This window comes from Rathayibacter sp. SD072 (assembly GCF_017355185.1).
Taxonomy (GTDB): Bacteria; Actinomycetota; Actinomycetes; order Actinomycetales; family Microbacteriaceae; genus Rathayibacter.
The window spans coordinates 53,402-76,445 of the sequence record NZ_JADILJ010000001.1; the positions used below are offsets into that span (position 1 = coordinate 53,402).

Genomic DNA, 23,044 nt, shown 5'->3' on the forward strand with positions numbered 1-23,044 from the left:
CGCACCGCACCCGAGGACGCGGCACGGACCGGCCGAGAAATGCGGAAGGGCCGGAGCCGTCGCGAGCGACGACCCCGGCCCGGGGAGCGCGGATCAGGCGCCGCCCTCCTGCAGCGTCACCTCGATCGGCTCGAAGTCGGCGCCGCTGGTGTCGACGCCCTCCTCCTCGAGCTCGGCCAGCGCCTTCTCGACGTACTCGTTCGAGTACGCCGTCTCCGGCGGGTCGTCGCTGATGATCGTCGCGCCGGTCTCGTTCTGCGTCTCCTTGGCGATGTCGACGGTCTGCTGCCAGGCGGCCTCGTCGATCATGCCGATGCCGCCGGTCGAGGGCCAGATCAGCTTGTTGACCTCGTTGGTCATCCAGAGCTGGTGGCTCGTGCCGAGCGTGGACCCGGCGGCGGTGACGATGTCGGCCGCCTCCTCCGGGTTGTCCTTCGCGTAGATCCAGCCCTTGATCGAGGCCTTCACGAACGCGACCGTCTGCTCGGCGTACGCGTCGTCGCTCTCGAGCTTCTCGGCGTCGGCCCAGATGGCGTCCTGCAGCATCGCCGTGCCGACGTCGTTCCAGCTGATCACGTTCAGGTCGTCGGGCGTGTACAGCTCGCCCGTCTCGGGGTTCACGCTCTCGAGCACCTGCGCGTACTCGTTGTAGGTCATCGCCTGCGCCGCGTCGATGTCGCCGGCGAGGAAGCCGTTCATGTCGAACTGCTGCTGCACGAGCGAGATGTCGTCGAGTGGCACTCCGTCCTGCTGCATGCCGGCGAAGAGCTCCCACTCGTTGCCGTAGCCCCAGCTGCCGACCGTCTTGCCCGACAGATCGGCGGGCGAGGTGATGCCCTTGTCCTTGAACGAGATCTGCGTGGTGGCGCTCCGCTCGAAGATCTGCGCGACATCGGTGATCGCCGCGCCCTGCTCGATCGAGCCGAGCACCTTGGGCACCCACGAGATCGCGTAGTCCGCGTCTCCGGAGGCGAGGACGTCCTGCGGCACGATGTCGCCGCCGCCCTCTGCGATGGTCACGTCCAGCCCCTCGTCCTCGTAGTAGCCCTGGTCGAGGGCGGCGTAGTACCCGGCGAACTGGGCCTGGGCGACCCACTGCAGCTGCAGGGTGACCGGCGTGAGGTCGCCCGAGCCCGAGCCCGAGCCGCCGTCGTCGGTGCCGGATGCGCTGCATCCGGTGAGCGCGAGACCGACGGCGGCGAGCCCCGCCGTCGTGGTCGTCGCGATGCGCGTGCGTCTGTTCACTGTTCCTCCTGGTGGTGTGGTGCAGGACGTGCCTGGGCGGTGCTGGGGAGCGACGTGCCGTGGTGCAGGTGGAGCGCCGGGCGGGCCCGGGTGGAACTGTGGTGCGCCGGGCGGACCCGGGTGGAACGGTGGTGCGCCGGGCGGACCCGGGTGGAACGGTGGGGCGCCGGGCGGACCCGGAGGGGTGCGGCTGACGGGTCAGCGCGCGCGACTGCGCCGCAGAGCCAGGGCCTCGAGCCCCGCGGTGGCGCAGTAGAACAGGAGGCCGACGAGCACGGCGCCGAGCACGTAGGCGTAGGCGAGCGCGTAGTCGCTGCCCGAGGCCGCCGTGGTGATCGACTTGCCGAGTCCGCCCACCGGACCGCCGAAGTACTCGGCGACCAGCGCCGAGATGACGGCGAGGGAGGAGGCGATCCGCAGTCCCGTGAAGAAGAACGGCACGGCGGCGGGGAGGGTGATGGTCAGGGTGCTCTGCCACGGAGTCGCCGCGTAGGCCCGCATCAGGTCGCGGTGCACCGGAGTGGCCTGGCGCAGCCCGCGCAGGGTGTTCACGTAGACCGGCACGAAGACGGCGAGAGCTGCGACGAGCTGGCGCGCGGTCTCGGCGCTCGCTCCGAACATCGTGTAGAGCACCGGCGCCAGCGCGACGATCGGCACCACAGCGGCCGCGGCGACGATCGGAGCGACGAGGCCGTCGAAGACCCGCAGCAGCGCCGCGAGGCTCGCGACGACGACCGCGATCACCGCACCGGCGACGAGTCCGATCAGCGCGTTCCCTCCGGTGACCCGACTGCCCGAGGCCACCGAGCCCAGGTTCTGCGCGAACTCCGCGCCGATCGCCACCGGCGACGGGAGCACGAACGGCTTCACGTCGAGCGCCGTCACGACGACCTGCCAGAGCACCAGCGCCGCCACGCCGAGCAGCAGCGGCGCGAGGACGCTGCGCGCCAGCGCCGGGGTCGTCATCGGTTCTCCACGCCGCGCGGCACGGCCGCCGCCTCGCCGTGCAGCAGCTCGCGCACGGCGCTCACGTCACGGAAGAAGGCCTCGTCCTCGCGAACGCCCTCATCGCGAGAGGCGGCCTCGGGCAGGCGGATGCTCAGCACGTCGCGGATGCGGCCCGGGCGCGGAGACATCACGACGACACGATCCGACAGGAACACCGCCTCCGGGATCGAGTGGGTCACGAACACCACGGCCGCCCCGGTCTCGGTGCGGATGCGCAGCAGCTCCGTCTGCATCCGCTCGCGGGTCATCTCGTCCAGCGCCCCGAAGGGCTCGTCCATCAGGAGCAGCCGCGGGCTCTCGGCGAGCGCCCGCGCGATCGCGACGCGCTGCTGCATGCCTCCCGAGAGCTGGTCGGGGTAGGAGTCGGCGAAGTCGCCGAGCCCCACGAGCGCGAGCAGCTCGTCGACGCGCGAGCGGCGGGCGGCCGTGCTCGCCCCGTGCAGCTCGAGCGGCAGCGCGATGTTCGCGCGGATGCTGCGCCAGGGCAGAAGGCCCGCCTGCTGGAAGGCGATGCCGTAGTCCTGGTCGAGGCGGGCGCGCCGGGAGGTTTTGCCGAAGACCGAGATCGCGCCCGACGACGGCTCGTCGAGATCGGCGATCAGGCGCAGGAGCGTCGACTTGCCGCAGCCGGACGGCCCGATCAGCGAGACGAACTCGCCCGCCGAGATCTCGAGCGACACGTCCTGCAGGGCGGTGACGCTCGCACCCTTCTTCGTGCTGAACGTCTTGGTGACGGCGTCGACGACGACGGCGGACTCGGCAGCGCTCATGCGGGCTGCTCCCCTCTGCGGTACGGACGGAGGGCGACCCCGATCAGCGCGACGGCGCCGGCGGCCGCGAGGCCGACGAGCACCGCGCCCAGGATCGGCGCCCAGGGCTTGGCCGGGTCTCCCCCGGCGGCGGAGGCGAACTCGATGATCATGCGGCCCACTCCGCCGCGCAGGCCGATCGAGACCTCGGCGACCACGGTGCCGATGACCGCGCTGACCGCGCCCAGGCGCAGCGCCGGCAGCAGGTAAGGCACGCTCGCGGGCAGACGGAGGCGCAGCAGCGTCTTCCACCAGCCCACCCCGTAGACCCGCATCAGCTCGACCTGGTGCACGGGCGGGGATCCGAGCCCGCGCAGCGCCCCGATCGAGACCGGGAAGAAGGCGAGGTAGGAGGCGATCAGCGCCACCGACATCCAGTTCTCCCACGTGAACGCGCCGAGCTCGAGCTGCGAGCCCCAGCGGCGCACCAGGGGGGCGATCGCGATGAGCGGCACCGTCTGACTGAGCACGATCCACGGCAGCACCGCCGACTCCGCGGTGCGGAAGCGCTGCATCAGCAGGGCGAGCAGCATCCCGACGACCACCCCGACGACCCAGCCGACCGCGGCGATGCCGAGGGAGAAGGCGCTGGCCTGCAGCACCGCGAGCCACAGCGCCGGCGCGCCACGGGCACCCGTCACCGGCTCGGCGAGGCGCGCCGCGATCTCCCACAGGTGCGGCATCGCGATCGCACTCGTGCGCGGGAGCACGGTGACACCGCCGACGACCACTCCCGCCTCGGGTCCGAGCGCCTTGTACGCCTCCCAGACCGCAGCGAGCAGGAGCAGGCCGGCCGCGCCGAGCAGGATCCCGCGCGTCGCGGCCGTAGCCCTCATGCCTTGGCCGTGATGTGCGGGCCGAGAGCCGGGATGACACGCTCGCCGTAGACGCGCAGCGTCTCCTCCTTGTTGTCGTGCTGGAGGTAGCCGGCGAACTGCGTGACGCCGATCGCGGCGAGCGCCTCGAGCTTCGCGATGTGCTCCTCAGCCGTGCCCAGCACGCAGAAGCGCTCCACGATCTCGTCCGGCACGAACGAGGTGTGGCTGTTGCCCGCCCGTCCGTGCTCGTTGTAGTCGTAGCCCTCGCGCCCCGCGATGTAGTCGGTGAGGGCCTGGGGCACCGCGCCGCTCGTCCCGTAGCGTCCGACGATGTCGGCCACGTGGTTGCCGACCATGCCGCCGAACCAGCGGCACTGCTCGTACATGTGGGCCCGGTCCGTGCCGATGTACATGGGCGCTGCGACGCAGAACTGCAGCGACTCCGGATCGCGGCCCACGTTCGCGGCCGCCTCCTTGACCGTGCTGATCATCCAGCGCGCGATGTCGACGTCGGCGAGCTGGAGGATGAAGCCGTCGCCGACCTCGCCCGCCAGCTTGAGCGCGAGCGGTCCGTAGGCCGCCACCCACACCTCCAGGGAGGACCCGCGGCTCCACGGGAACTGCAGGGTCGAGCCGTTGTACTCGACCGAGCGGCTGTTGGCGAGCTCGCGGATGACGTGGATCGACTCCCGCAGCGCCTTGAGCGTCGTCGGGGCCCCTCCCGTCACCCGCACCGCCGAGTCGCCGCGGCCGATCCCGCACACCGTGCGGTTGCCGTACATCTCGTTGAGCGTCGCGTGCAGGGAGGCGATGACCGTCCAGTCGCGCGTCGCGGGATTGGTGACCATCGGGCCGACGGTGATCCGGTGGGTCTTCTCGAGGATCTGCGAGTAGATCACGTAGGGCTCCTGCCAGAGCAGGTGCGAGTCGAAGGTCCACGCGTAGTCGAAGCCGTAGGTCTCGGCCAGGACGGCCAGGGCGACGGTGCGCGAGGCGGGCGGGTTGGTCTGGAGGACGACTCCGAAATCCATGGGGTTCCTTCTGAGATGCGGTCGTGCAGGTGCTGGCGGACGTGTCATGCGACCCATTGAGGGTCGCCGTCGCGCTTCGAGGTCTTCCGTGGGGCCGCGACGGTGGTCGCGGGGCTGGCCGCCTTTCTTGATCGGAGCTCGGAGCGATGCTCCGAACTCAGATCAAGTACTGCGAGAGGCCCCGCTTGATGTACTTCCCGTCGCCCTTCGTGCCGATGTACTGCCCGTCGTCGACGACGACCTTCCCGCGCGAGATCACGGTGTCGACGTGGCCGTCGATCTCGAACCCCTCCCACGCCGAGTAGTCCATGTTCATGTGGTGGCTGCGCCCCTCGCCGATGCCGATCGAGGTGTGGCCGTCCGGGTCGTAGACGACGACGTCGCCGTCGGCGCCGGGCTGGATCACGCCCTTCTTGCCGTACATGCCGAACATCCGCGCCGGAGTCGTCGAGGTCAGCTCCACCCAGCGCGGCAGCGAGATCTGCCCGGAGACCACGCCCTGGTACATCAGGTCCATCCGGTGCTCCACGGAGCCGATGCCGTTGGGGATCTTCGAGAAGTCGCCGACGCCCATGTCCTTCTGGCCCTTCATGCAGAAGGGGCAGTGATCGGTGGAGACCATCTGGATGTCGTTGGTCCGCAGCGACTGCCACATGTGGTGCTGGTGCCCCTCCGCCTTCGAGCGCAGCGGGGTGGAGCACACCCACTTCGCACCCTCGAAGCCCGGAGCGCCCAGCTGCTCCTCGAGCGAGAGGTAGAGGTACTGCGGGCAGGTCTCGCCGAACACGTTCATCCCGCGGTCGCGGGCCTGGGCGATCTGCTCCACGGCCTGCTTCGCCGACACGTGCACGACGTAGAGGGGCGCGCCGGTGAGGTCGGCGATCATGATCGCCCGGTGCGTCGCCTCCTCCTCCGCCTGCCACGGCCGCGACGTGCCGTGGAAGTAGGGCGAGGTGTTCCCGGCCGCCAACGACTGCTTCACCAGCTCGTCGATGATCGCGCCGTTCTCGGCGTGCATCATCATCATCGCCCCGTTCGAGGCGCCCTTCTGGAACGCCCGCAGGATCTGCCCGTCGTCCGAGAGGAACACGCCCTTGTAGGCCATGAACAGCTTGAAGCTGGTCACGCCCTCGTCCATCAGCTCGTCCATCGCGACCAGCGACGAGTCCTGCACGTCCGACAGGATCTGGTGGAACCCGTAGTCGATCGCGCACTCCCCCGCGGCCTTCGCCTGCCAGGCCTGGTAGCGGTCGACGACGCTCTCGCCGGGGTACTGGACCACGAAGTCGACGATCGAGGTCGTGCCGCCCCACGCCGCGGCCCGCGTGCCCGTCTCGAAGGTGTCCGAGGCGAACGTGCCGCCGAACGGCATCTCCATGTGGGTGTGGGCGTCGATGCCGCCGGGGATCACGTACTTGCCCGTCGCGTCGATCACGCGGTCGACGTTCGCCGCGAGATCGAAGCCGAGCAGCGTGGATCCCGGCGCGAGGACCGCAGCGATGGTCTCGCCGTCGATCAGCACGTCCGCGGTGCCGGTGCCGGTCGCGTTCACGACCGTGCCGTTGGTGATGAGTGTCTTCATCGTCGCTCCTGGGTGGATCGGGCGGTCACGGCTTCGGGATGCTGGTGTACGACTCCGGTCGGCGGTCGCGGTAGAACTGCCAGTCGTCGCGCATCTGCTGCACCATGTCGAGATCGAGATCGCGGATCAGGATCTCCTCGCTCTCCCCGGAGCCGCGCTCGCCGACGAAGTTCCCGCGCGGATCGATGACCTGGCTCGTGCCGTAGAAGTCGACGGCGAGCTCGCCGTACTCGTTGTCCTCACGGCCCACGCGGTTGGGCTGGAGCACGAAGTAGCCGTTCGCCACGGCGGCGGCCGGTCCCTCGACCTCCCACAGGCGGTTGGAGAGCCCGGGCTTGGTCGCATTGGGGTTGAAGACGAGGTGCGCCCCGTTCAGGCCCAGCTCGCGCCACCCCTCCGGGAAGTGCCGGTCGTAGCAGATGTGCACGCCCACCTTGCCGACGGCGGTGTCGAACACCGGGAAGCCGAGGTTTCCCGGGCGGAAGTAGAACTTCTCCCAGAAGCGGTCGAGGTGCGGGATGTGGTGCTTGCGGTACTTGCCGAGGATCGTGCCGTCGGCGTCGACCACGACAGCGGTGTTGTAGTACACCCCGGTCTGCTCCTCCTCGTAGATCGGGAGGATCATCACGACGCCGAGCTCCTTCGCCAGCGCCGCGAAGCGCTGCACGATCGGCCCGTCCGCGGGCTCCGCGTAGCGGTAGTACTTCTTGTCCTGCGTGATGCCGAAGTAGGGGCCGTAGAACAGCTCCTGGAAGCAGACGATCTGCGCTCCCTCGGCCGCGGCGTCGCGGGCCATCTGCTCGTGCTTGTCGAGCATCGACTCCTTGTCGCCGGTCCAGGTGGTCTGGGTAATCGCTGCGCGGACGATGGTCATCGGTACCTCCATGACGTGGGGTCATCCGCCGGCGGGTCTCCATCGGCGGAACTCCTCGGGCGCCTCGGCGCCGTGCGGATGCGGAGCCGAGAGACCGTGGTCCCCACTGTGGTGGGCCGTGCGCCCGAAGGCAACGCTCCCGGCCGAGCTCCGTGGACAGGGGCCATCGTCGTCCTTCGACGTTTCCCGCGTGTTTCGAACGGGGATCCGCAGCATTAAGGCTCACGCGCCACCGTTTCCGTCGGTGCGCGCCACCCGCGGTACCGTGAGCGGATGCGCATCACGATCCTGGCCGGCGGCGTCGGCGGAGCCCGCTTCACCTCCGCCGTGCGGGAGCACCTCCGCGATCTGGAGGCCGCGGGCGGCGGTCCCTCCGAGATCACGGTCGTCGCGAACACCGGCGACGACATGTGGCTGACCGGCCTCAAGGTCTGCCCCGATCTCGACTCCCTCACCTACGCGCTCGGCGGCGTGAACGACTCCGAGCGCGGCTGGGGCCGCGCGGGCGAGTCGGAGCGGGTGTCGGCCGAGCTCACCGCGTTCGGCGTCGGCTGGCCCTGGTTCACCCTCGGCGACCTCGACCTCGGCACGCACATCGCCCGCACCTCGATGCTCCGCGACGGCCTCACCCTCTCGGAGGCGACCGAGCGGATCACCGCGCGCTGGCCTCTCGGCGTCCGCCTGCTCCCCATGTCCGACGACGACGTCGAGACGCACGTCGAGGTCGAGCTCTCCGGCGAGGGCGTGCGCCTGCTGCACTTCGAGGAGTGGTGGGTGCGGCTGCGCGCCTCCGTCCCCGCGCGCCGCTTCGTGCAGCAGGGGGTCGCGGCCGCGCGCCCCGCCCCCGGCGTCCTCGAGGCGATCGCCGACACGGACGCGGTGCTCGTCGCTCCGTCGAACCCCGTCGTGTCCATCGGCACGATCCTCGGCGTGCCCGGCATCGCCGACGCCGTGCGTGAGACGGCGGCGCCCGTCGTCGGAGTCTCCCCCGTGATCGGCGGGGCGGTCGTGCGCGGCATGGCCGACGCCTGCCTCGCCGCGATCGGCGTGGAGACCTCGGCCGAGGCCGTCGGCCGGCACTACGGCGCCCGCTCGTCGGGCGGGCTGCTCGACGCCTGGCTCGTCGGCGAGGAGGACGCGGACGCCGTCGCCGCGCTCGAGTCCACCGGGCTGCGCGCCCGCTCGGTGCCTCTCTGGCTGCGCGACCGAGCCTCCTCGGTGCGCCTCGCCGCCGACGCGATCGCGGCCTCGCGCGGCTGACCCGACGAGTCCGGGCTCCCTCACGTCCGCGATCGGCCCGGAGAGGGGCGCGCCGGCGGACCCGATCCCTTGTACGGTCGTCCCGGATCGACTTCCCGGCGCCCGCACCGGATCCGGAGTCGCACGACCCGTCCCGGACCGCCTCCCGCGTGATCCTCCGGCCGGACCGCAGGGCGCGGACGCCCGCAGGAGGACGCATGGAGCACAGCACCCGGTCGACGGGCCCCCGGGTCCGCGCGTCGGCAGTCCGACCGGATCGAGCCGCGGAGGCTCCCGGTGCCTGAGCGCTCCGTGATCGTGCGCACGGCGGAGGACGGCCTCGAGGACGTCCACTCCGCTCTCGAGGAGCTGTGGGCCGAGGCCCCCGAGCTCGGCTCGTGGGACCGCATGGCGTTCACGACCGCCGTCGTCGAGCTGGCGACGAACGTCCTCCAGCACGGCCGGGGCCCTCGGGACGTCGTCTGCCGGATCGATCTCGGCCTGGACGAGCACGAGATGCGCGCGGTCCTCGAGGACGCCGGCGACGCCGTCGGGATCGACGTCGCCGACCCGCGGGCCATGCCGGACGAATGGGCGGAGGCGGGCCGCGGCATCCCGTTCATCCAGGCGCTCGTCACCCGCTTCGAGCATCAGCGGGTCGACGGCCGCAACGTCTGGACGATCGTCCGCGAGCGCAAGCGCTCCTGACCCGGTCCTCCGGGGCACCGGTGCGAGGAGTCCGCGCCCAGGCCGATGTGCCAGCGTGGACTCCGCTGCGCGTCCGCCGACGCCGCAGACCCCCGTCGGAAGGAACACGTCATGCCCGGTGCCCTCGTCCTCGCCGGAGGCGGCCTCGCCGGGATCGCCTGGGAGCTCGGAGTCGTCCGCGGCATCGCCGACGCCTCTCCCGAGGCGGCCCGCCTCCTGCTCGATCCCTCGACCGTCTTCATCGGCACGTCCGCCGGCTCGGCGGTCGCCGCCCAGCTCAGCACCTCCGTCGGACTCGACGAGTCGTACGCCGCGCAGCTGCGCGAGGAGTCCGCCGAGATCGGAGCCGTCATCGACGCCGAAGGGCTGCAGGCGATGTTCGCCGCCGCGGTCGAGGGCGCGGTGTCGGCCGAGGACGCGCGGCGCCGCATCGGGGCGCTCGCCCTGACCACCGCCACGCTGCCCGAGGAGTCGCGCCGCGCCGTCATCGCCGCTCGCGTCGCCGACGCCGACTGGCCCGAGCGCCGCCTGCTGATCACGGCGGTCGACACCGCCACGGGCGCGCTCGCCGTCTTCGACCGCACGAGCGGAGTCGGGCTCGTCGATGCGATCGCCGCCAGCTGCGCCGTCCCGGGCGTCTGGCCCCCGGTCACCATCGACGGCGTCCGCTACATGGACGGAGGCGTGCGCTCCGGCAGCAACGCCGACCTCGCGGCCGGAGCCGACTGGGTCCTCATCGTCACTCCGCTCCCCGGAGTCGGGTCGCCGGGAGCGGGCACGCTGCCGACGAACGAGCTGGACGCCCTGTCCGGCTCCCGCGTCGAGGTGGTCTACGCCGACGACGCGTCGATCCGCGCGTTCGGGCCCAACTCGCTCGATCCGGCAGTGCGCGCCGCGTCGGCCGAGGCCGGTCGCGCGCAGGGCGCCCGGATCGCCGGAGTGGTCTCGGCACTGGTCGGCGCCTGAGCCGGGGCGCCCTCGCGCGCCCGCCTCAGTGCGCGACCCTGTAGCGCAGGAACACCGTGCCGTCGGCGAAGCGCCGCTCCTCGGTGAGCTCCAGTGCGCTCCGGAGCCCTCGCGGCAGGAACCGCGTGCCGCCGCCGACGACGATCGGCACGACGTACCAGCGGATCTCGTCGACGATCCCCGCCAGGAGCGCCTGGGCGGCGAGCTGGGCTCCCCCGATCGACACGTCGTCCTCCAGGGCCGCGGCGTCCTCCCTCGCCCGCGCGGGATCGAAGCGGCGCTCGAGACGCGTGCGCCCGGTGCGCACCTCGTCGAGCGTCCGGGAGTACACGACCTTGTCGGCCGCGCGCCACATCCGCTGGTAGTCCTGGATGAACGCGAAGTCCTCCGCGAGCGCGAAGCCCGCCTCCCACGGCAGCATGGTCTCGTACATGCGGCGCCCGTACAGGTAGGTCCGCACCCGCTCCTCGGTCTCGGTGATGAAGCGGTGCACCTCGGGTCGCGGCTCCGCCCACGCGAAGCCGCCGGCCTCGTCGGTGGTGAACCCGTCGATCGAGGCGATCCCGCTGTAGACGAGCGCGCCCACGTCGGCCTCCCTGCGGACGGCTTCGGGTTCCGCCCACGAGCGCGAGGGTAGGCGCGAGAGCGCTCCCACGCAAGATCGACGGCACATCCGGCGGCGATCGGCGGAGGGTCGCGGCACTCCACCCCGCTGTGCCCCGCTCGACCGCGTAAAGTGGCCGAGGCCGTTCCCGCGGCCGCGAAGGGTTCCGGATGAAGATCAGCCAGCTGCGTCACTTCGTGGCGGTCGCCGAGGAGCTGCATTTCGTACGCGCCGCCGAGAAGCTCGGCATCTCGCGGCAGAAGCTCGACTCCTCCGTCGCCGCCGTCGAGCTCGACCTCGGACGCCCGCTGTTCGAGCCGGGCGCCTCGCGCACGGTGCTGACCGCGGCCGGCCGCCAGCGGCTGGCGCAGGCCCGCGAGGAGCTCGCCGCTCTGGGCGACGAGCCCGGCACCAGCGCCCCCGCCGGAGGCAAGGCCAAGGCCTCCAAGGGCACCGGCCGGGCCCCGATCGTGAAGGGCCAGCCCAAGCCCTACAAGCGCCGCCAGTCGCGCTGATCCGCGATCAGGAGTAGCGCACCGCGACGGTGCGCGTCGACGGATCGACCAGGCGGAAGGCGTCGTCCGTCGAGAGCACGGCGTCGAGCGGGTTCCTCCCGGCGGGCGAACCGACGGGGCGCGTGACGCTGAGGTGGACCCAGCCGGCCGTGCCCTCCAGGCCCTCGCGCGGGAATCCGGCGGGACGGGTGAGCACGATGTCGTCCCCGGACCGCTCGAGCGTCCAGTTCGGCGAGTCGTCCTGCGTTCCCGTCCGGCGCCCGAGGACGGGATCGCCGAACAGCGCTGCGGGCGCGTTCCGCCAGGTCAGGTGGAGGGGATCGGGCTCGTCGTCCCCGATCGTCCCGAGATCGAGGTCGATCCTGGCGCTGAGGACGAGCACCTGACCGGCGGCGACGGACGCCCGGTCGACGGCTGCCGCCTCGAGCTGCAGCACCGCGGAGTGCTGGACGACGACCGGGTACGACAGAGTCGGTGCGCCGGGGGTCGAGACCAGCAGGACCGCGCTCCCGACCGCCGCACCGCATACGACGCGGCTCGCCGCGCGTCCGGTCGCACCGGTGGTGCCGGTCACCGTGCCGGGGCCGCCGGTCGTCGAGAAGGCTGCGCGGCCCGTACCCGCGACCAGGACGAACGTGACGAGCGCACCCTCGACCGCGGCTCCCGTCTCCCGGTCGGTCACCGCGACCTCCACATCCCCGCCCGACGCGACCGGGTGCTGCCCGACGCGCATCGTCAGGGGTGCTCCGCCGAGGGGGGAGACCGCTGCGAGCACCAGGGTGTCCAGGGTCGGCGACGCCGCGGCCAGCGGGGCGGCGACGGCGGCGACGACGACGGGCACCGCCCAGGCGACGGTGCGGCGGCGGGGGCCGGAGGGCGTGTGCTCGGTCATGCGGAGTCCGTTCGCGAGGAGGCAGGGGCGCCCAGAACTGTGGGGCACCCCGGCAGCGCAACGAGGGGCCTGGCGCGAAGAGTGCGAGGAGACCGAGCGCGGATCCTCACGCGAGGCGTCCCCCGACGGATGCTCCGCGGGCACGCCGGGACGCGACCGCCCGGGCCCCGTCGGTCGGAACCGTCCCCCGGTCGCCGGGACGCCGCTGGGTCGCGCACGGTCGGGCCGCCGTCGGCATCGGCGCGTTCCGAGGCGCTCCGCGGACCGACGCCGGGACCGGGGCGGCGGGGCGAGGCCCGGAGCGGGTCGGGAGGATCCGGCGGAGCCGGGAGTCGAGGTGTGGGCCCTACCGGGCTCGAACCGATGACATCCACGGTGTAAACGTGGCGCTCTACCAACTGAGCTAAAGGCCCTCGTGGCGGCAGGGCCGCACGAGCGTCCCCATCGTACGGCACCGTCGCTCCGGAGGCCGGGGCGCCGACGCGCGGGTCGCCGCTACTCTCGCCCCATGACCGACGACGCCCCGGCAGACCGCGCCCGCCGACGCGCCGAGAGCCGCTGGCCCGCCTCCGCGGCGATCCTCCTGGCCGTCGTCCTCAACGTGGTCGGGCACGACGACCGGACGTCGGCGGTGCGACTGGCCGCCGCGGCCCTCACGCTGGCGCTCCTCGTTCCGCTGTTCGTGGTCAATCCGCACCGGCTCGACACCGAGACGAAGTGGTCGCGCGTCGTCTCGATCGCGCTCGCGGTGGTGCTCGCCGTGGCGAACCAGGTGAACGTCGTCGCCCTGGTCACGGCGCTCGTCGACGGATCGACGGACGGTCCACTGCTCCTGCTCACCGCGCTGCAGGTCTGGGTCACGAACCTGGTCGCCTACGCACTGCTCTACTGGGAGCTGGACCGCGGCGGCCCCGTCGCCCGCGGAACACTCCCGCGGAGCGACCTGCCCGCCGCCGATCTCGCGTTCCCGCAGGACGGCTACCGGGACACCGTGCAGGAGGTCTCGGCGACCTCGTCCGAGCGCGCCGACTGGCGGCCCGGCTTCGTCGACTACCTCTACGTCTCGACGACGAACACCATGGCGTTCAGCCCGACCGACACCATGCCGCTCTCGAGCCGCGCGAAGCTGCTGATGGCCGTCGAGGGCGTCACCGGCTTCGTCCTGCTCGCGCTGGTCATCGCCCGCGCGGTGAACATCCTGAACTGACCCTCTCCCCGATCACTCGGGCTGCGTCTCCACGGGATGCCGCTCCGGTGCACGACACGCCGCAGGAGCCGTACGGAAGCGGCATCTCGCGGGCAGCGTCAGGCGTGGGCCGGCTGCAGAGCCTCGATGGCCGCGCGGTACGCCTCGATCGAGCGCGGCTCGCCGGGCGCGGTGATGAAGGTGTCGCGGATGACGCCCTCGCGGTCGATGAGGAACGTCGCGCGGGTCGCGTAGCCCTTGCTCTCGACGAAGACGCCGTACTGCTTGGCGACATCGCCGTGCGGCCAGAAGTCCGACAGCAGAGTGAAGTCGTAGCCCTGCTTCTCGCCCCAGGCGCGCAGCGTGTGCTTCGAGTCGACCGAGATGCCGATCACCTCGACGTCGGCGTGCTCGAAGAGGGAGAGGTTCTCGCGCAGGGCGCAGAACTCGCCCGTGCACGTGCCCGAGAAGGCGAGGGGGAAGAAGACGAGGGCGACGTTGCGCCGTCCGTGGAAGTCGCCGAGCTGGATCCGCTCGCCGTACTGGTTGGCGAGTTCGAAGTCGGGAGCGAGCGTCAGCTTCTCGAGAGCCATCGGTCCGATGTCCTTCCGTGCGCACGAGAGTCGCGCGAGCACGAGGGGCAATGCTAGACCCGCTGCGAGCCCCCACCAAGGGGGATCGGCGAAGCGGCATCGGAACCGGCCCACCGATGGCCGCGGAGGGCCCTCCGGATGGTGGAACCCCACAGACCGCTGAGCGCTTCCGTCGTGGATCGCCACAGTAGGCCAGAATCGCTAGGCTGGCACAGGTGCCCGCGCGCGGCTCGTCAATCCGCAGCCCGCGCGCGGATCCGGCACCGCTTCATGAGAATGATGTCTCGGGCACGATCTGCCCCCAGAGAGAGGTCGAGGGTGACTGTTAACGATCAGGACCCGTATTCCGTCGGTCACGTGGACTCGGACCCCGAGGAAACGTCGGAGTGGAACGAGTCGCTCGACGCGCTCGTTGCGGAGCGGGGTGCGGGTCGCGGACGCGACGTCATGCTCAGCCTCCTCAAGCACTCCAAGGAGCTGCACCTCGGCGTTCCGATGGTGCCGACCACGGACTACATCAACACCATCGCGCCCGAGAACGAGCCCGAATTCCCCGGTGATGAGGACGTCGAGCGCCGCTACCGCGCGTGGATCCGCTGGAATGCGGCGATCCTCGTGCACCGCGCGCAGCGACCCGGCATCGGCGTCGGCGGCCACATCTCGACCTACGCGTCGAGCGCCTCGCTGTACGAGGTCGGCTTCAACCACTTCTTCCGGGGTCAGGACCACCCGGGCGGCGGTGACCAGGTCTTCATCCAGGGCCACGCCTCCCCCGGCCCCTACGCCCGCGCCTACCTCGAGGGCCGCCTGACCGAGCACCAGCTCGACGGCTTCCGCCAGGAGCGCTCGCACAGCGGCGGGGGGCTCTCGAGCTACCCGCACCCGCGCCTCATGCCCGAGTTCTGGCAGTTCCCGACCGTGTCGATGGGCCTCGGACCGATCAACGCGATCTACCAGGCGCAGGCGAACAAGTACCTCACCAACCGCGGCATCAAGGACGCGTCCGACCAGCAGGTCTGGGCCTTCCTCGGCGACGGCGAGATGGACGAGGTCGAGTCGCGCGGTCAGCTGCAGGTCGCGGCGAACGACGGTCTCGACAACCTCAACTTCATCGTCAACTGCAACCTCCAGCGCCTCGACGGACCCGTCCGCGGCAACGGCAAGATCGTTCAGGAGCTCGAGTCGTACTTCCGCGGCGCCGGCTGGAACGTCATCAAGCTCATCTGGGGCCGCGAGTGGGACGACCTGCTCGCCCGCGACACCGAGGGCGCGCTCCTCGACCTGATGAACAAGACGCCCGACGGCGACTTCCAGACCTACAAGACGGAGGACGGCGCGTACGTCCGCGAGAACTTCTTCGGCCGCGACGAGCGCGCTAAGAAGCTCGTCGAGGACTACTCCGACGAGCAGATCTGGGGCCTTCGCCGAGGCGGCCACGACTACCGCAAGATCTACGCGGCCATGAAGGCCGCGACGGAGCACAAGGGCCAGCCCACCGTCATCCTCGCCCACACCATCAAGGGCTACGGTCTCGGCCGCAGCTTCGAGGGCCGCAACGCGACCCACCAGATGAAGAAGATGACGCTGGACAACCTGAAGGGCTTCCGCGACACCATGCGGATCCCGATCACGGACGCCCAGCTCGAGGAGAACCCCTACCTCCCGCCGTACTACCACCCCGGTCAGAACGACGAGGCGATCGAGTACCTGCAGGAGCGCCGTCGCGCGCTGGGCGGATACCTCCCCGAGCGCCGCTCGAAGTACACGCAGCTCAACCTCCCGGACGACTCCGCGTACAAAATCGGCAAGAAGGGCTCCGGGACGCAGGAGATCGCCACGACCATGGCGTTCGTCCGCATCCTGAAGGACATCCTCCGCTCGAAGGACTTCGGCAACCGCGTCGTCCCGATCATCCCGGACGAGGCGCGCACCTTCGGCATGGACGCGTTCTTCCCGAACGCGAAGATCTACAACCCGCGCGGACAGCACTACACGTCGGTCGACCGCGAGCTGCTGCTGGCGTACAAGGAGAGCCCCCAGGGCCAGATCCTGCACGTCGGCATCAACGAGGCGGGCGCCCTGGCGGCGTTCACAGCGGTGGGCACCTCGTACTCGACGCAGGGCGAGCCGCTCATCCCGGTCTACGTCTTCTACTCGATGTTCGGGTTCCAGCGCACGGGCGACGCGATCTGGGCGGCGGGCGACATGATGGCCCGCGGCTTCATGATCGGTGCGACCGCCGGACGCACCACGCTGACCGGCGAGGGCCTGCAGCACGCGGACGGCCACTCCCCGATCCTCGCCGCCACCAACCCGGCCGTCGTGAGCTACGACCCGGCGTACGGATACGAGATCGCGCACATCGTGCAGTCCGGACTCGAGCGCATGTACGGCGGGAAGCACTCCGACCCGAACGTGATGTACTACCTCACGGTCTACAACGAGCCCATCGTGCAGCCCGCCGAGCCCGAGGACGTGGATGTGGACGGCATCGTCCGCGGCATCCACCGCGTCTCCTGGGGCCAGTGGGACGGTCCCAAGGCGCAGCTGCTCGCCAGCGGCGTCGCGGTGCCGTGGGCGATCGAGGCGCAGAAGCTCCTTGCCGAGGACTGGGGCGTCTCGGCCGACGTCTGGTCGGTGACCTCCTGGAACGAGCTGCGGCGCGACGGCATCAAGGCCGAGCACCACAACTTCCTCCACCCCGAGGACGCCCAGCAGGTGCCGTACGTCACGCAGAAGCTCGCCGACGCGAAGGGCCCCTTCGTCGCCGTCACGGACTTCTCGCACCAGGTCCCCGACCAGCTGCGCCAGTTCATCCCGGGCGACTTCGCGACGCTCGGAGCGGACGACTTCGGCTTCTCGGACACCCGCGCCGCCGCGCGTCGCCACTTCAAGATCGACGGACCGTCGGTCGTGGTGCGCACGCTGCAGCTGCTCGCCAAGCAGGGCGAGGTCGACCCGTCGCTCTCGGTCCAGGCGATCGAGAAGTACCGTCTGCACGACGTCAACGCCGGCACCACCGGCAACGCGGGCGGCGAGAGCTGACGGTCGAGTCGGTGCCCTCCCCCCACGGGTCGTCGTCGACCGCGCGAGGGTCTGCTGCGGCAGCCCCGGCCTCCCGGCCGGGTGCTGCCCGCACCAAGGAGCAGACCCTCGCGTGGCTGCGCACCATCGCCGGTGAGCTCGCGACGCAGACCATCAAGCGACTCGACGACACGCTGCCCTGGTACGGCGCCATGCCTCCGGGGAGGCGCTCGGCGGTGGGCCTGGTCGCCCAGGCCGGGATCACCTCGTTCATCTCGTGGTTCGACGACCCGGCGGCCACTCCGTGGATCGCCGCCGACGTCTTCGGAGCGGCGCCGCGGGAGCTCCTCCGCTCCGTCTCGCTGACCCAGACCCTCCAGCTGATCAAGGTCACGGTCGAGGTCGTCGAGGACCGGGTCAAGAACGGAAGCGAGGACCTCCGCGAGGCGATCCTGCTCTACTCGCGCGAGGTCGCCTTCGCCGCGGCCGACGTCTACGCCCGCGCCGCCGAGGCGCGCGGACTCTGGGACGCCCGCCTCGAGGCGCTCGTCGTCGACTCGATCCTCACGGGCGAAGCGGACGACGAGCTCCCCAGCCGCATCGCCGCGCTCGGCTGGCACGGGCACGGCGAGGTGGCCGTGCTGGTCGGCACGGCCCCGAAGATGCTCGACGTCGACCAGCTGCGCCGCACCGCGAGGCACATGGACGCGGACGTCCTCATCGGCGTGCAGGGCAGCCGGCTCGTGCTGGTCATCGGCCGCGCCGAGCCGAGCGAGAACGCGACGGAGGAGACCGGCCCGCCGGTCGCCTTCCTCGAGATCGCGGAGGCGCTCGAGCCCGGCTTCGGGACGGGTCACCTCGTCCTCGGGCACGAGGTCCCGACCCTGGTCGAGGCGTCGCGGAGCGCCCGCGCCGCCCTCGCCGGCTTCGCCGTCGCCCGCTCCTGGCGCAACGCCCCGCGCCCGGTCAGCGCCGACGACCTGCTCCCGGAACGCGCCCTGGCCGGGGATCCGCTCGCGCGTCAGAGCCTGATCTCCCAGATCTACAAGCCGCTGCAGAAGCACTCGACCGAGCTGCTCACGACCCTGTGGGCGTACCTCGACAACGGGCGCTCCCTGGAGGCCACGGCGCGCGAGCTGTTCGTGCACCCCAACACGGTGCGGTACCGGCTGAAGCGCGTGGCCGAGGTCATCGGCTGGGATGCGACCGGCGCGCGGGAAGCCCTGATCCTCCAGTCCGCGCTGATCCTGGGCTCGATGAGCGATCCCGACGGTGCCGTCCGCCGCCGGCCGACGCGCGGCTGAGCGCCGCCCGTTGTAGAACCGCCACAAGCCTTTTGTGGTTTCTCCGTGCGTACCAGCGCCGCTCCCGGCGGCGCGGATCGGAAGACTGAACACGTGATCGTCGTCATCGCCCCGGGTCAGGGCTCCCAGACCCCCGGATTCCTCGCCCCCTGGCTGGCCGTCCCCTCCGTCGCGGAGCAGGTCGCCGCCCACTCCGAGGCCGTCGGCATCGACCTCTCGGCCCACGGCACGGAGTCCGACGCGGACACCATCCGCGACACCGCCGTCGCCCAGCCCCTGATCGTCTCGGCCGGGCTCGTCAGCCTCGCCGCACTGCTCGAGGGCGGACGCCGCGACCGCATCGCCGGGATCGCGGGCCACTCGGTCGGCGAGATCACGGCTGCGGCCGGAGCAGGCGTCCTCTCCGAGTCCGACGCCCTCGTCTTCGTCCGCGAGCGGGCCCGCGCGATGGCCTCGGCCGCCGCCGCGCAGCCCACCGCCATGAGCGCCGTCCTCGGCGGCGACGAGCAGGCGCTCCTGGCGCGTCTGGACGAGCTCGGCCTCGAGCCCGCCAACTACAACGGCGGCGGCCAGATCGTGGTCGCCGGAGCCGTCGACGCGCTGCAGGCGCTCAAGGACGAGCCGGTCGCCGGCACCCGCGTCATCCCCCTCCAGGTCGCCGGAGCGTTCCACACCCGCTACATGGCGCCCGCGCGCGACTCGCTCGCCGCGGTCGCCGCGGGGATCACCCCCTCCGACCCGTCGCTCCGGCTCTGGACCAACCGCGACGGCTCCGTCGTCGACTCCGGCTCCGCGTTCCTCGAGCTGCTGGTCGGCCAGGTCGCCTCCCCCGTGCGCTGGGACCTCTGCATGGCGGCGTTCGCCGAGGCCGGGGTCACCGGCCTCATCGAGCTCGCCCCCGCCGGCGCCCTCGTGGGCCTGGCCAAGCGCGGCCTCAAGGGTCTGCCGACCCTCGCGGTCAAGACACCCGACGACCTCGACGCCGCCCGCGCCTTCATCGACGAGCACGCCGCCTAGCAGGAGAGACCCCCATGACGCCCCCCACCCTCACCCAGTCCAGCGGCACCGCGTACACCCGGATCCTCGGCATCGGAGCCGCGCGCGGCGACCGCGTCGTGCCGAACGACGACCTGATCGAGCCGATCAACTCCTCCGACGAGTGGATCCGCCAGCGCACCGGCATCATCGAGCGCCGCCGCGCCTCGGCCGGCGTCGAGGCCGTCGACCTGGCGACCACGGCCTCCCTCGAGGCGATCGAGAAGGCCGGCATCCGCCCGGACCAGATCGGCGTCGTGCTCGTCTCGACCATCAGCAACACGGTGCAGACCCCGTCGCTCGCCGCGCTGCTCGCCGACCGCATCGGAGCGAACCCCGCTCCCGCGTACGACATCTCGGCCGCCTGCGCCGGGTACACCTACGGCATCGCCCAGGCCGACTCGTTCATCCGCTCCGGACTCGCCGAGTACGTGCTCGTCGTCGGCGCCGAGAAGCTCTCGGACCTCGTCAGCCCCACCGACCGCAGCATCTCCTTCCTCCTCGGCGACGGAGCGGGCGCCGCGGTCGTCGGGCCGAGCGACTCCGCCGGCATCTCCAAGACCGTCTGGGGCTCCGACGGATCCCGCTGGGACACCGTGGGCATGGACAACCCGCTGCTCGCCTACCGCGAGGGGCGCGCCGAGTGGCCGACCCTGCGCCAGGACGGCCCCTCCGTCTTCCGCTGGGCGGTCTGGGACATGGCGAAGGTCGCCAAGCAGGCGCTGGCCGAGGCCGGAGTCGAGCCCTCGGACCTCGCCGCGTTCATCCCCCACCAGGCCAACATGCGCATCATCGACGAGTTCGCCAAGCAGCTGAAGCTGCCGGACACCGTCACGATCGCCCGCGACATCGAGACGACCGGCAACACGTCGGCCGCGTCGATCCCGCTCGCCACGCACCGCCTGCTCGAGGAGCACCCCGAGCTCAGCGGCGGACTCGCCCTGCAGATCGGCTTCGGAGCCGGACTCGTGTTCGGCGCGCAGGTCGTGGTGCTCCCTTAGGGGGAGACGCCCCACCCCTAAACTGACTCACGGTCACTCGACGACAACTCGAATCACACCCCTCAAGGAGAGAACCATGGCACTGTCCACCGAAGAAGTCCTCGCCGGCCTGGCCGAACTGGTCAACGACGAGACCGGCATCGCGACCGATTCCGTCGAGCTGGACAAGTCGTTCACCGACGACCTCGACATCGACTCCATCTCGATGATGACGATCGTCGTCAACGCCGAGGAGAAGTTCGACGTGAAGATCCCGGACGACGAGGTCAAGAACCTCAAGACGGTGGGCGACGCGGTCACCTTCATCGTCAAGGCGTCCGAGTAGGACTCACCGCTCCACCGTCCGCGAGGCGGACACCCCGGCCCGGCACAGGCCCGGCCGGGGTGCGCCCGGCACCCACCCCGTCACGGAACAGAGATCGTCGTCATGAGCAGCAAGAAGATCGTCGTCACCGGCATCGGCGCCAGCACCCCCCTGGGAGGGACGGCGCGCGAGTCGTGGAACGCCCTCCTCGCGGGCGAGTCCGGCGTCAGCACCATCGAGGCCGACTGGGTCGCCGAGCACGACCTCCCCGTGACGTTCGCCGCTCAGGCGAAGGTGCGCCCGGAGGACGTCCTCCCCCGCCCCGAGTTCAAGCGCCTCGACCCCTCGAGCCAGTTCGCACTGATCTCGGCACGCGAGGCCTGGGCCGACTCCGGCATCACCGACGTCGACCCGCTGCGCGTGGGCGTCGACTACTCCACCGGCATCGGCGGCCTCTGGACCCTCCTCGACGCCTGGGACACCCTGCGCGAGCGCGGACCCCGCCGCGTCCTGCCCATGACCATCCCGATGCTCATGCCCAACGCCGCCGCCGCGGCGATCAGCATGTCCATCCCCTCGCGCGCCTACGCCCGCACCGATGTCTCGGCCTGCGCGTCGAGCACCGAGGCGATCGCGAACGCCTACGAGCACCTCCAGCAGGGCCTCGCCGACGTCGTCATCGCCGGCGGCACGGAGTCGGTCGTGCACCCGCTCCCCCTCGCCGCCTTCGCGGCCATGCAGGCGCTCTCGCGCCGCAACGACGACCCGGCCACCGCCTCCCGGCCCTACGACGTCAGCCGCGACGGCTTCGTCCTGGGCGAGGGAGCCGCCTCGCTGGTCCTCGAGACCGAGGAGCACGCGCTCGCCCGCGGCGCCCGCATCTACGCGGAGCTCGCCGGCGGTGCCGTCACCAGCGACTCGTACCACATCACCGCGCCCGACCCCGAGGGATCCGCCGCCGCCCGCGCGATGATCGCCGCCCTCGAGCAGGCCGGCGCCTCCCGTACCGACGTCACCCACGTCAACGCCCACGCGACGAGCACCCCGGTCGGAGACGTCGCCGAGTACCGCGCCCTCGCCCGCGTCTTCGGCGACCACCTCCCGAACATCGCCGTGTCGGCGACCAAGGCGGCCACCGGCCACCTCCTCGGCGGCACCGGCGCCCTCGAGGCCATCTTCACGGTGCTCGCGCTCCACGAGCGCACCGCGCCGCCGACGATCAACCTCACCGAGCAGGACCCCCAGATCCCGCTCGACGTCGTCACCAGCCCCCGCGCCCTCGGCGCCGGCCCGCTGGTCGCCCTCTCGAACTCGTTCGGGTTCGGGGGGCACAATGCTGTTGCCGCGTTCCGGTCGGTCTGACGGGGCGTAGCCCCGTAGACCGAGCGGAACGCGCCTTCGTTGCGCGTAGCGCAACGAAGGCGCGTCCGCTCCCTGCGTGGCTGGGTTGCCGAGGGCCGGTGCGGTGCGGCGACGGCGATCCGCTGGGACGCGGATCGCCGGATACGCCTCGCGGCGCTCGGGTGGGTTGCGCGCCACCCTCCGGGCGGCGGTGCGGTGCTCGCCCTACCGGGCATCGGCAGACGGCTCGCCCTCACGGGCATCGGCGCAGTGCTCGCCCTCACGGGCATCGGGGCACGGCTCGGCCTGCCGGTATCGGCACACCGTTGACGGGCACCGGTGCAGTGCTCTCCTCACCGGGCCTCGGAAGGGAGCCCGGTTTGCCGACTGGCGGCGCCGAGTCGCCCTGACGACGGCCGGCAGAGGATTCGCTTGACCAGCGATCGGCTGGGGGGTCATCCGGCAGGCTCTCGGCCGGGACTGGATGCGCGAGCGGAAACGGATGCACCGCGCGCCGCGCCCGGCATCGGCACTCGATCACGGCGTCGCCGATCGCGACTCGGGGCTCGTTGGATCGCATCCGACTCGCGAGAACGGCCATGTCCCACGAGCCCGACCCTCTTCCACGAGCCGGGACCTGTGACCGATACGCTCCGACACCGATGGTCGAACCGCACCCACGGGCGGACCATCCCAGCGGGATGATCTGGGCCAGTCTCCCCAGAGCCGAGGCGTTGTCGCGACACCCGGACGTCGACTCCGGCTCGCAGAATCGCACTCGGCTCGCGAGAACCGACGATCCTGACGAGCCCGACGGCATTCCACGCGCCGACGCTGCTGCGCCCGTCCGAACCTACGAGCCGAAGGTCCCGAACGCGCCCCCTCGACGAGCCGAAGCACTGAAGCCTCCGGCTCCGGATCGCCGAGCCCCGCAAGGCGTATCCGCCGAATCGCGTACCAGCGAT

At 71.5% G+C, this 23,044-nt stretch carries 21 protein-coding genes and 1 tRNA gene; 11 read left to right on the forward strand and 11 right to left on the reverse strand.

Features of this window, described 5'->3' with window-relative positions; translation table 11 throughout:
* Positions 1-93: 93 nt before the first annotated feature.
* From IOC53_RS00270 to IOC53_RS00300, 7 genes are all read right to left on the reverse strand, one after another.
* Positions 94-1,245 carry an ABC transporter substrate-binding protein gene (locus tag IOC53_RS00270; RefSeq protein ID WP_307785998.1) on the reverse strand — a complete coding sequence of 384 codons (1,152 nt, stop codon included), beginning with the start codon at positions 1,243-1,245 and terminating at the stop codon, positions 94-96.
* A gap of 198 nt (positions 1,246-1,443) precedes the next feature.
* Entirely contained in the window at positions 1,444-2,211 is a 768-nt protein-coding gene (locus IOC53_RS00275) for an ABC transporter permease (RefSeq protein WP_207402393.1), read from the reverse strand.
* Positions 2,208-3,023, reverse strand: coding sequence for an ABC transporter ATP-binding protein (locus IOC53_RS00280; RefSeq protein ID WP_207402394.1), 816 nt, complete (start codon positions 3,021-3,023; stop codon positions 2,208-2,210). Before IOC53_RS00280 ends, IOC53_RS00275 begins: the two co-directional genes overlap by 4 nt.
* Positions 3,020-3,898 carry an ABC transporter permease gene (locus IOC53_RS00285; protein WP_207402395.1) on the reverse strand — a complete coding sequence of 293 codons (879 nt, stop codon included), beginning with the start codon at positions 3,896-3,898 and terminating at the stop codon, positions 3,020-3,022. Before IOC53_RS00285 ends, IOC53_RS00280 begins: the two co-directional genes overlap by 4 nt.
* Positions 3,895-4,911 carry a TIGR03842 family LLM class F420-dependent oxidoreductase gene (locus IOC53_RS00290; protein WP_207402396.1) on the reverse strand — a complete coding sequence of 339 codons (1,017 nt, stop codon included), beginning with the start codon at positions 4,909-4,911 and terminating at the stop codon, positions 3,895-3,897. Before IOC53_RS00290 ends, IOC53_RS00285 begins: the two co-directional genes overlap by 4 nt.
* 157 nt (positions 4,912-5,068) lie before the next feature.
* Positions 5,069-6,493: a dihydropyrimidinase gene (hydA, locus tag IOC53_RS00295; protein ID WP_207402397.1), complete on the reverse strand. Its 1,425-nt coding sequence runs from the start codon at positions 6,491-6,493 to the stop codon at positions 5,069-5,071.
* Positions 6,494-6,518: 25 nt separating this feature from the next.
* Complete coding sequence (locus IOC53_RS00300; RefSeq protein ID WP_207402398.1) at positions 6,519-7,367, reverse strand: nitrilase-related carbon-nitrogen hydrolase; 849 nt, start codon at positions 7,365-7,367, stop codon at positions 6,519-6,521.
* 273 nt (positions 7,368-7,640) lie between these two features.
* On the opposite strand from IOC53_RS00300, the gene cofD reads away from it, so the two are divergent.
* The 3 genes from cofD (at position 7,641) to IOC53_RS00315 (ending at position 10,280) form a co-directional block, all read left to right on the forward strand.
* On the forward strand, positions 7,641-8,627 hold the full coding sequence (cofD, locus tag IOC53_RS00305) for a 2-phospho-L-lactate transferase (RefSeq protein ID WP_207402399.1): 987 nt from the start codon (positions 7,641-7,643) through the stop codon (positions 8,625-8,627).
* Between the two features lie 276 nt (positions 8,628-8,903).
* Complete coding sequence (locus IOC53_RS00310; protein ID WP_207402400.1) at positions 8,904-9,314, forward strand: ATP-binding protein; 411 nt, start codon at positions 8,904-8,906, stop codon at positions 9,312-9,314.
* Between the two features lie 111 nt (positions 9,315-9,425).
* A complete protein-coding gene (locus IOC53_RS00315; RefSeq protein WP_207402401.1) occupies positions 9,426-10,280 on the forward strand; it encodes a patatin-like phospholipase family protein in 855 nt (284 codons plus the stop codon).
* Between the two features lie 25 nt (positions 10,281-10,305).
* Here IOC53_RS00315 and IOC53_RS00320 read toward each other — a convergent pair whose 3' ends face one another.
* The gene (locus IOC53_RS00320; protein WP_207402402.1) at positions 10,306-10,866 is read right to left on the reverse strand and encodes a dihydrofolate reductase family protein; all 561 of its coding nucleotides are present in this window, start codon (positions 10,864-10,866) and stop codon (positions 10,306-10,308) included.
* Positions 10,867-11,054: 188 nt separating this feature from the next.
* Between IOC53_RS00320 and IOC53_RS00325 the strand changes: the two genes are divergently transcribed.
* Positions 11,055-11,399 carry a LysR family transcriptional regulator gene (locus IOC53_RS00325; RefSeq protein WP_207402403.1) on the forward strand — a complete coding sequence of 115 codons (345 nt, stop codon included), beginning with the start codon at positions 11,055-11,057 and terminating at the stop codon, positions 11,397-11,399.
* A gap of 7 nt (positions 11,400-11,406) precedes the next feature.
* Here IOC53_RS00325 and IOC53_RS00330 read toward each other — a convergent pair whose 3' ends face one another.
* Both IOC53_RS00330 and IOC53_RS00335 read right to left on the reverse strand, forming a co-directional pair.
* Positions 11,407-12,291, reverse strand: coding sequence for a hypothetical protein (locus IOC53_RS00330; RefSeq protein WP_207402404.1), 885 nt, complete (start codon positions 12,289-12,291; stop codon positions 11,407-11,409).
* Positions 12,292-12,631: 340 nt separating this feature from the next.
* Positions 12,632-12,704, reverse strand: a tRNA-Val gene (locus tag IOC53_RS00335).
* Positions 12,705-12,799: 95 nt separating this feature from the next.
* Here IOC53_RS00335 and IOC53_RS00340 point away from each other — a divergent pair.
* Positions 12,800-13,498, forward strand: a complete 699-nt coding sequence (locus IOC53_RS00340; protein ID WP_207402405.1) for a DUF1345 domain-containing protein — start codon at positions 12,800-12,802, stop codon at positions 13,496-13,498.
* A 98-nt stretch (positions 13,499-13,596) separates the two neighbouring features.
* On the opposite strand, the gene IOC53_RS00345 is transcribed toward IOC53_RS00340, so the two are convergent.
* Positions 13,597-14,070 carry a peroxiredoxin gene (locus tag IOC53_RS00345; protein ID WP_207402406.1) on the reverse strand — a complete coding sequence of 158 codons (474 nt, stop codon included), beginning with the start codon at positions 14,068-14,070 and terminating at the stop codon, positions 13,597-13,599.
* 318 nt (positions 14,071-14,388) lie between these two features.
* On the opposite strand from IOC53_RS00345, the gene aceE reads away from it, so the two are divergent.
* From aceE to IOC53_RS00375, 6 genes are all read left to right on the forward strand, one after another.
* Entirely contained in the window at positions 14,389-17,115 is a 2,727-nt protein-coding gene (gene aceE, locus IOC53_RS00350) for a pyruvate dehydrogenase (acetyl-transferring), homodimeric type (protein ID WP_207402407.1), read from the forward strand.
* Between the two features lie 116 nt (positions 17,116-17,231).
* A complete protein-coding gene (locus IOC53_RS00355) occupies positions 17,232-18,398 on the forward strand; it encodes a CdaR family transcriptional regulator (protein ID WP_207402537.1) in 1,167 nt (388 codons plus the stop codon).
* A gap of 93 nt (positions 18,399-18,491) precedes the next feature.
* Positions 18,492-19,415, forward strand: a complete 924-nt coding sequence (locus IOC53_RS00360) for an ACP S-malonyltransferase (RefSeq protein WP_207402408.1) — start codon at positions 18,492-18,494, stop codon at positions 19,413-19,415.
* A 14-nt stretch (positions 19,416-19,429) separates the two neighbouring features.
* Positions 19,430-20,434, forward strand: a complete 1,005-nt coding sequence (locus tag IOC53_RS00365; RefSeq protein WP_207402409.1) for a beta-ketoacyl-ACP synthase III — start codon at positions 19,430-19,432, stop codon at positions 20,432-20,434.
* 76 nt (positions 20,435-20,510) lie between these two features.
* On the forward strand, positions 20,511-20,759 hold the full coding sequence (locus IOC53_RS00370) for an acyl carrier protein (protein ID WP_207402410.1): 249 nt from the start codon (positions 20,511-20,513) through the stop codon (positions 20,757-20,759).
* A gap of 102 nt (positions 20,760-20,861) precedes the next feature.
* Entirely contained in the window at positions 20,862-22,100 is a 1,239-nt protein-coding gene (locus IOC53_RS00375; protein WP_207402411.1) for a beta-ketoacyl synthase, read from the forward strand.
* Positions 22,101-23,044 lie beyond the last annotated feature (944 nt).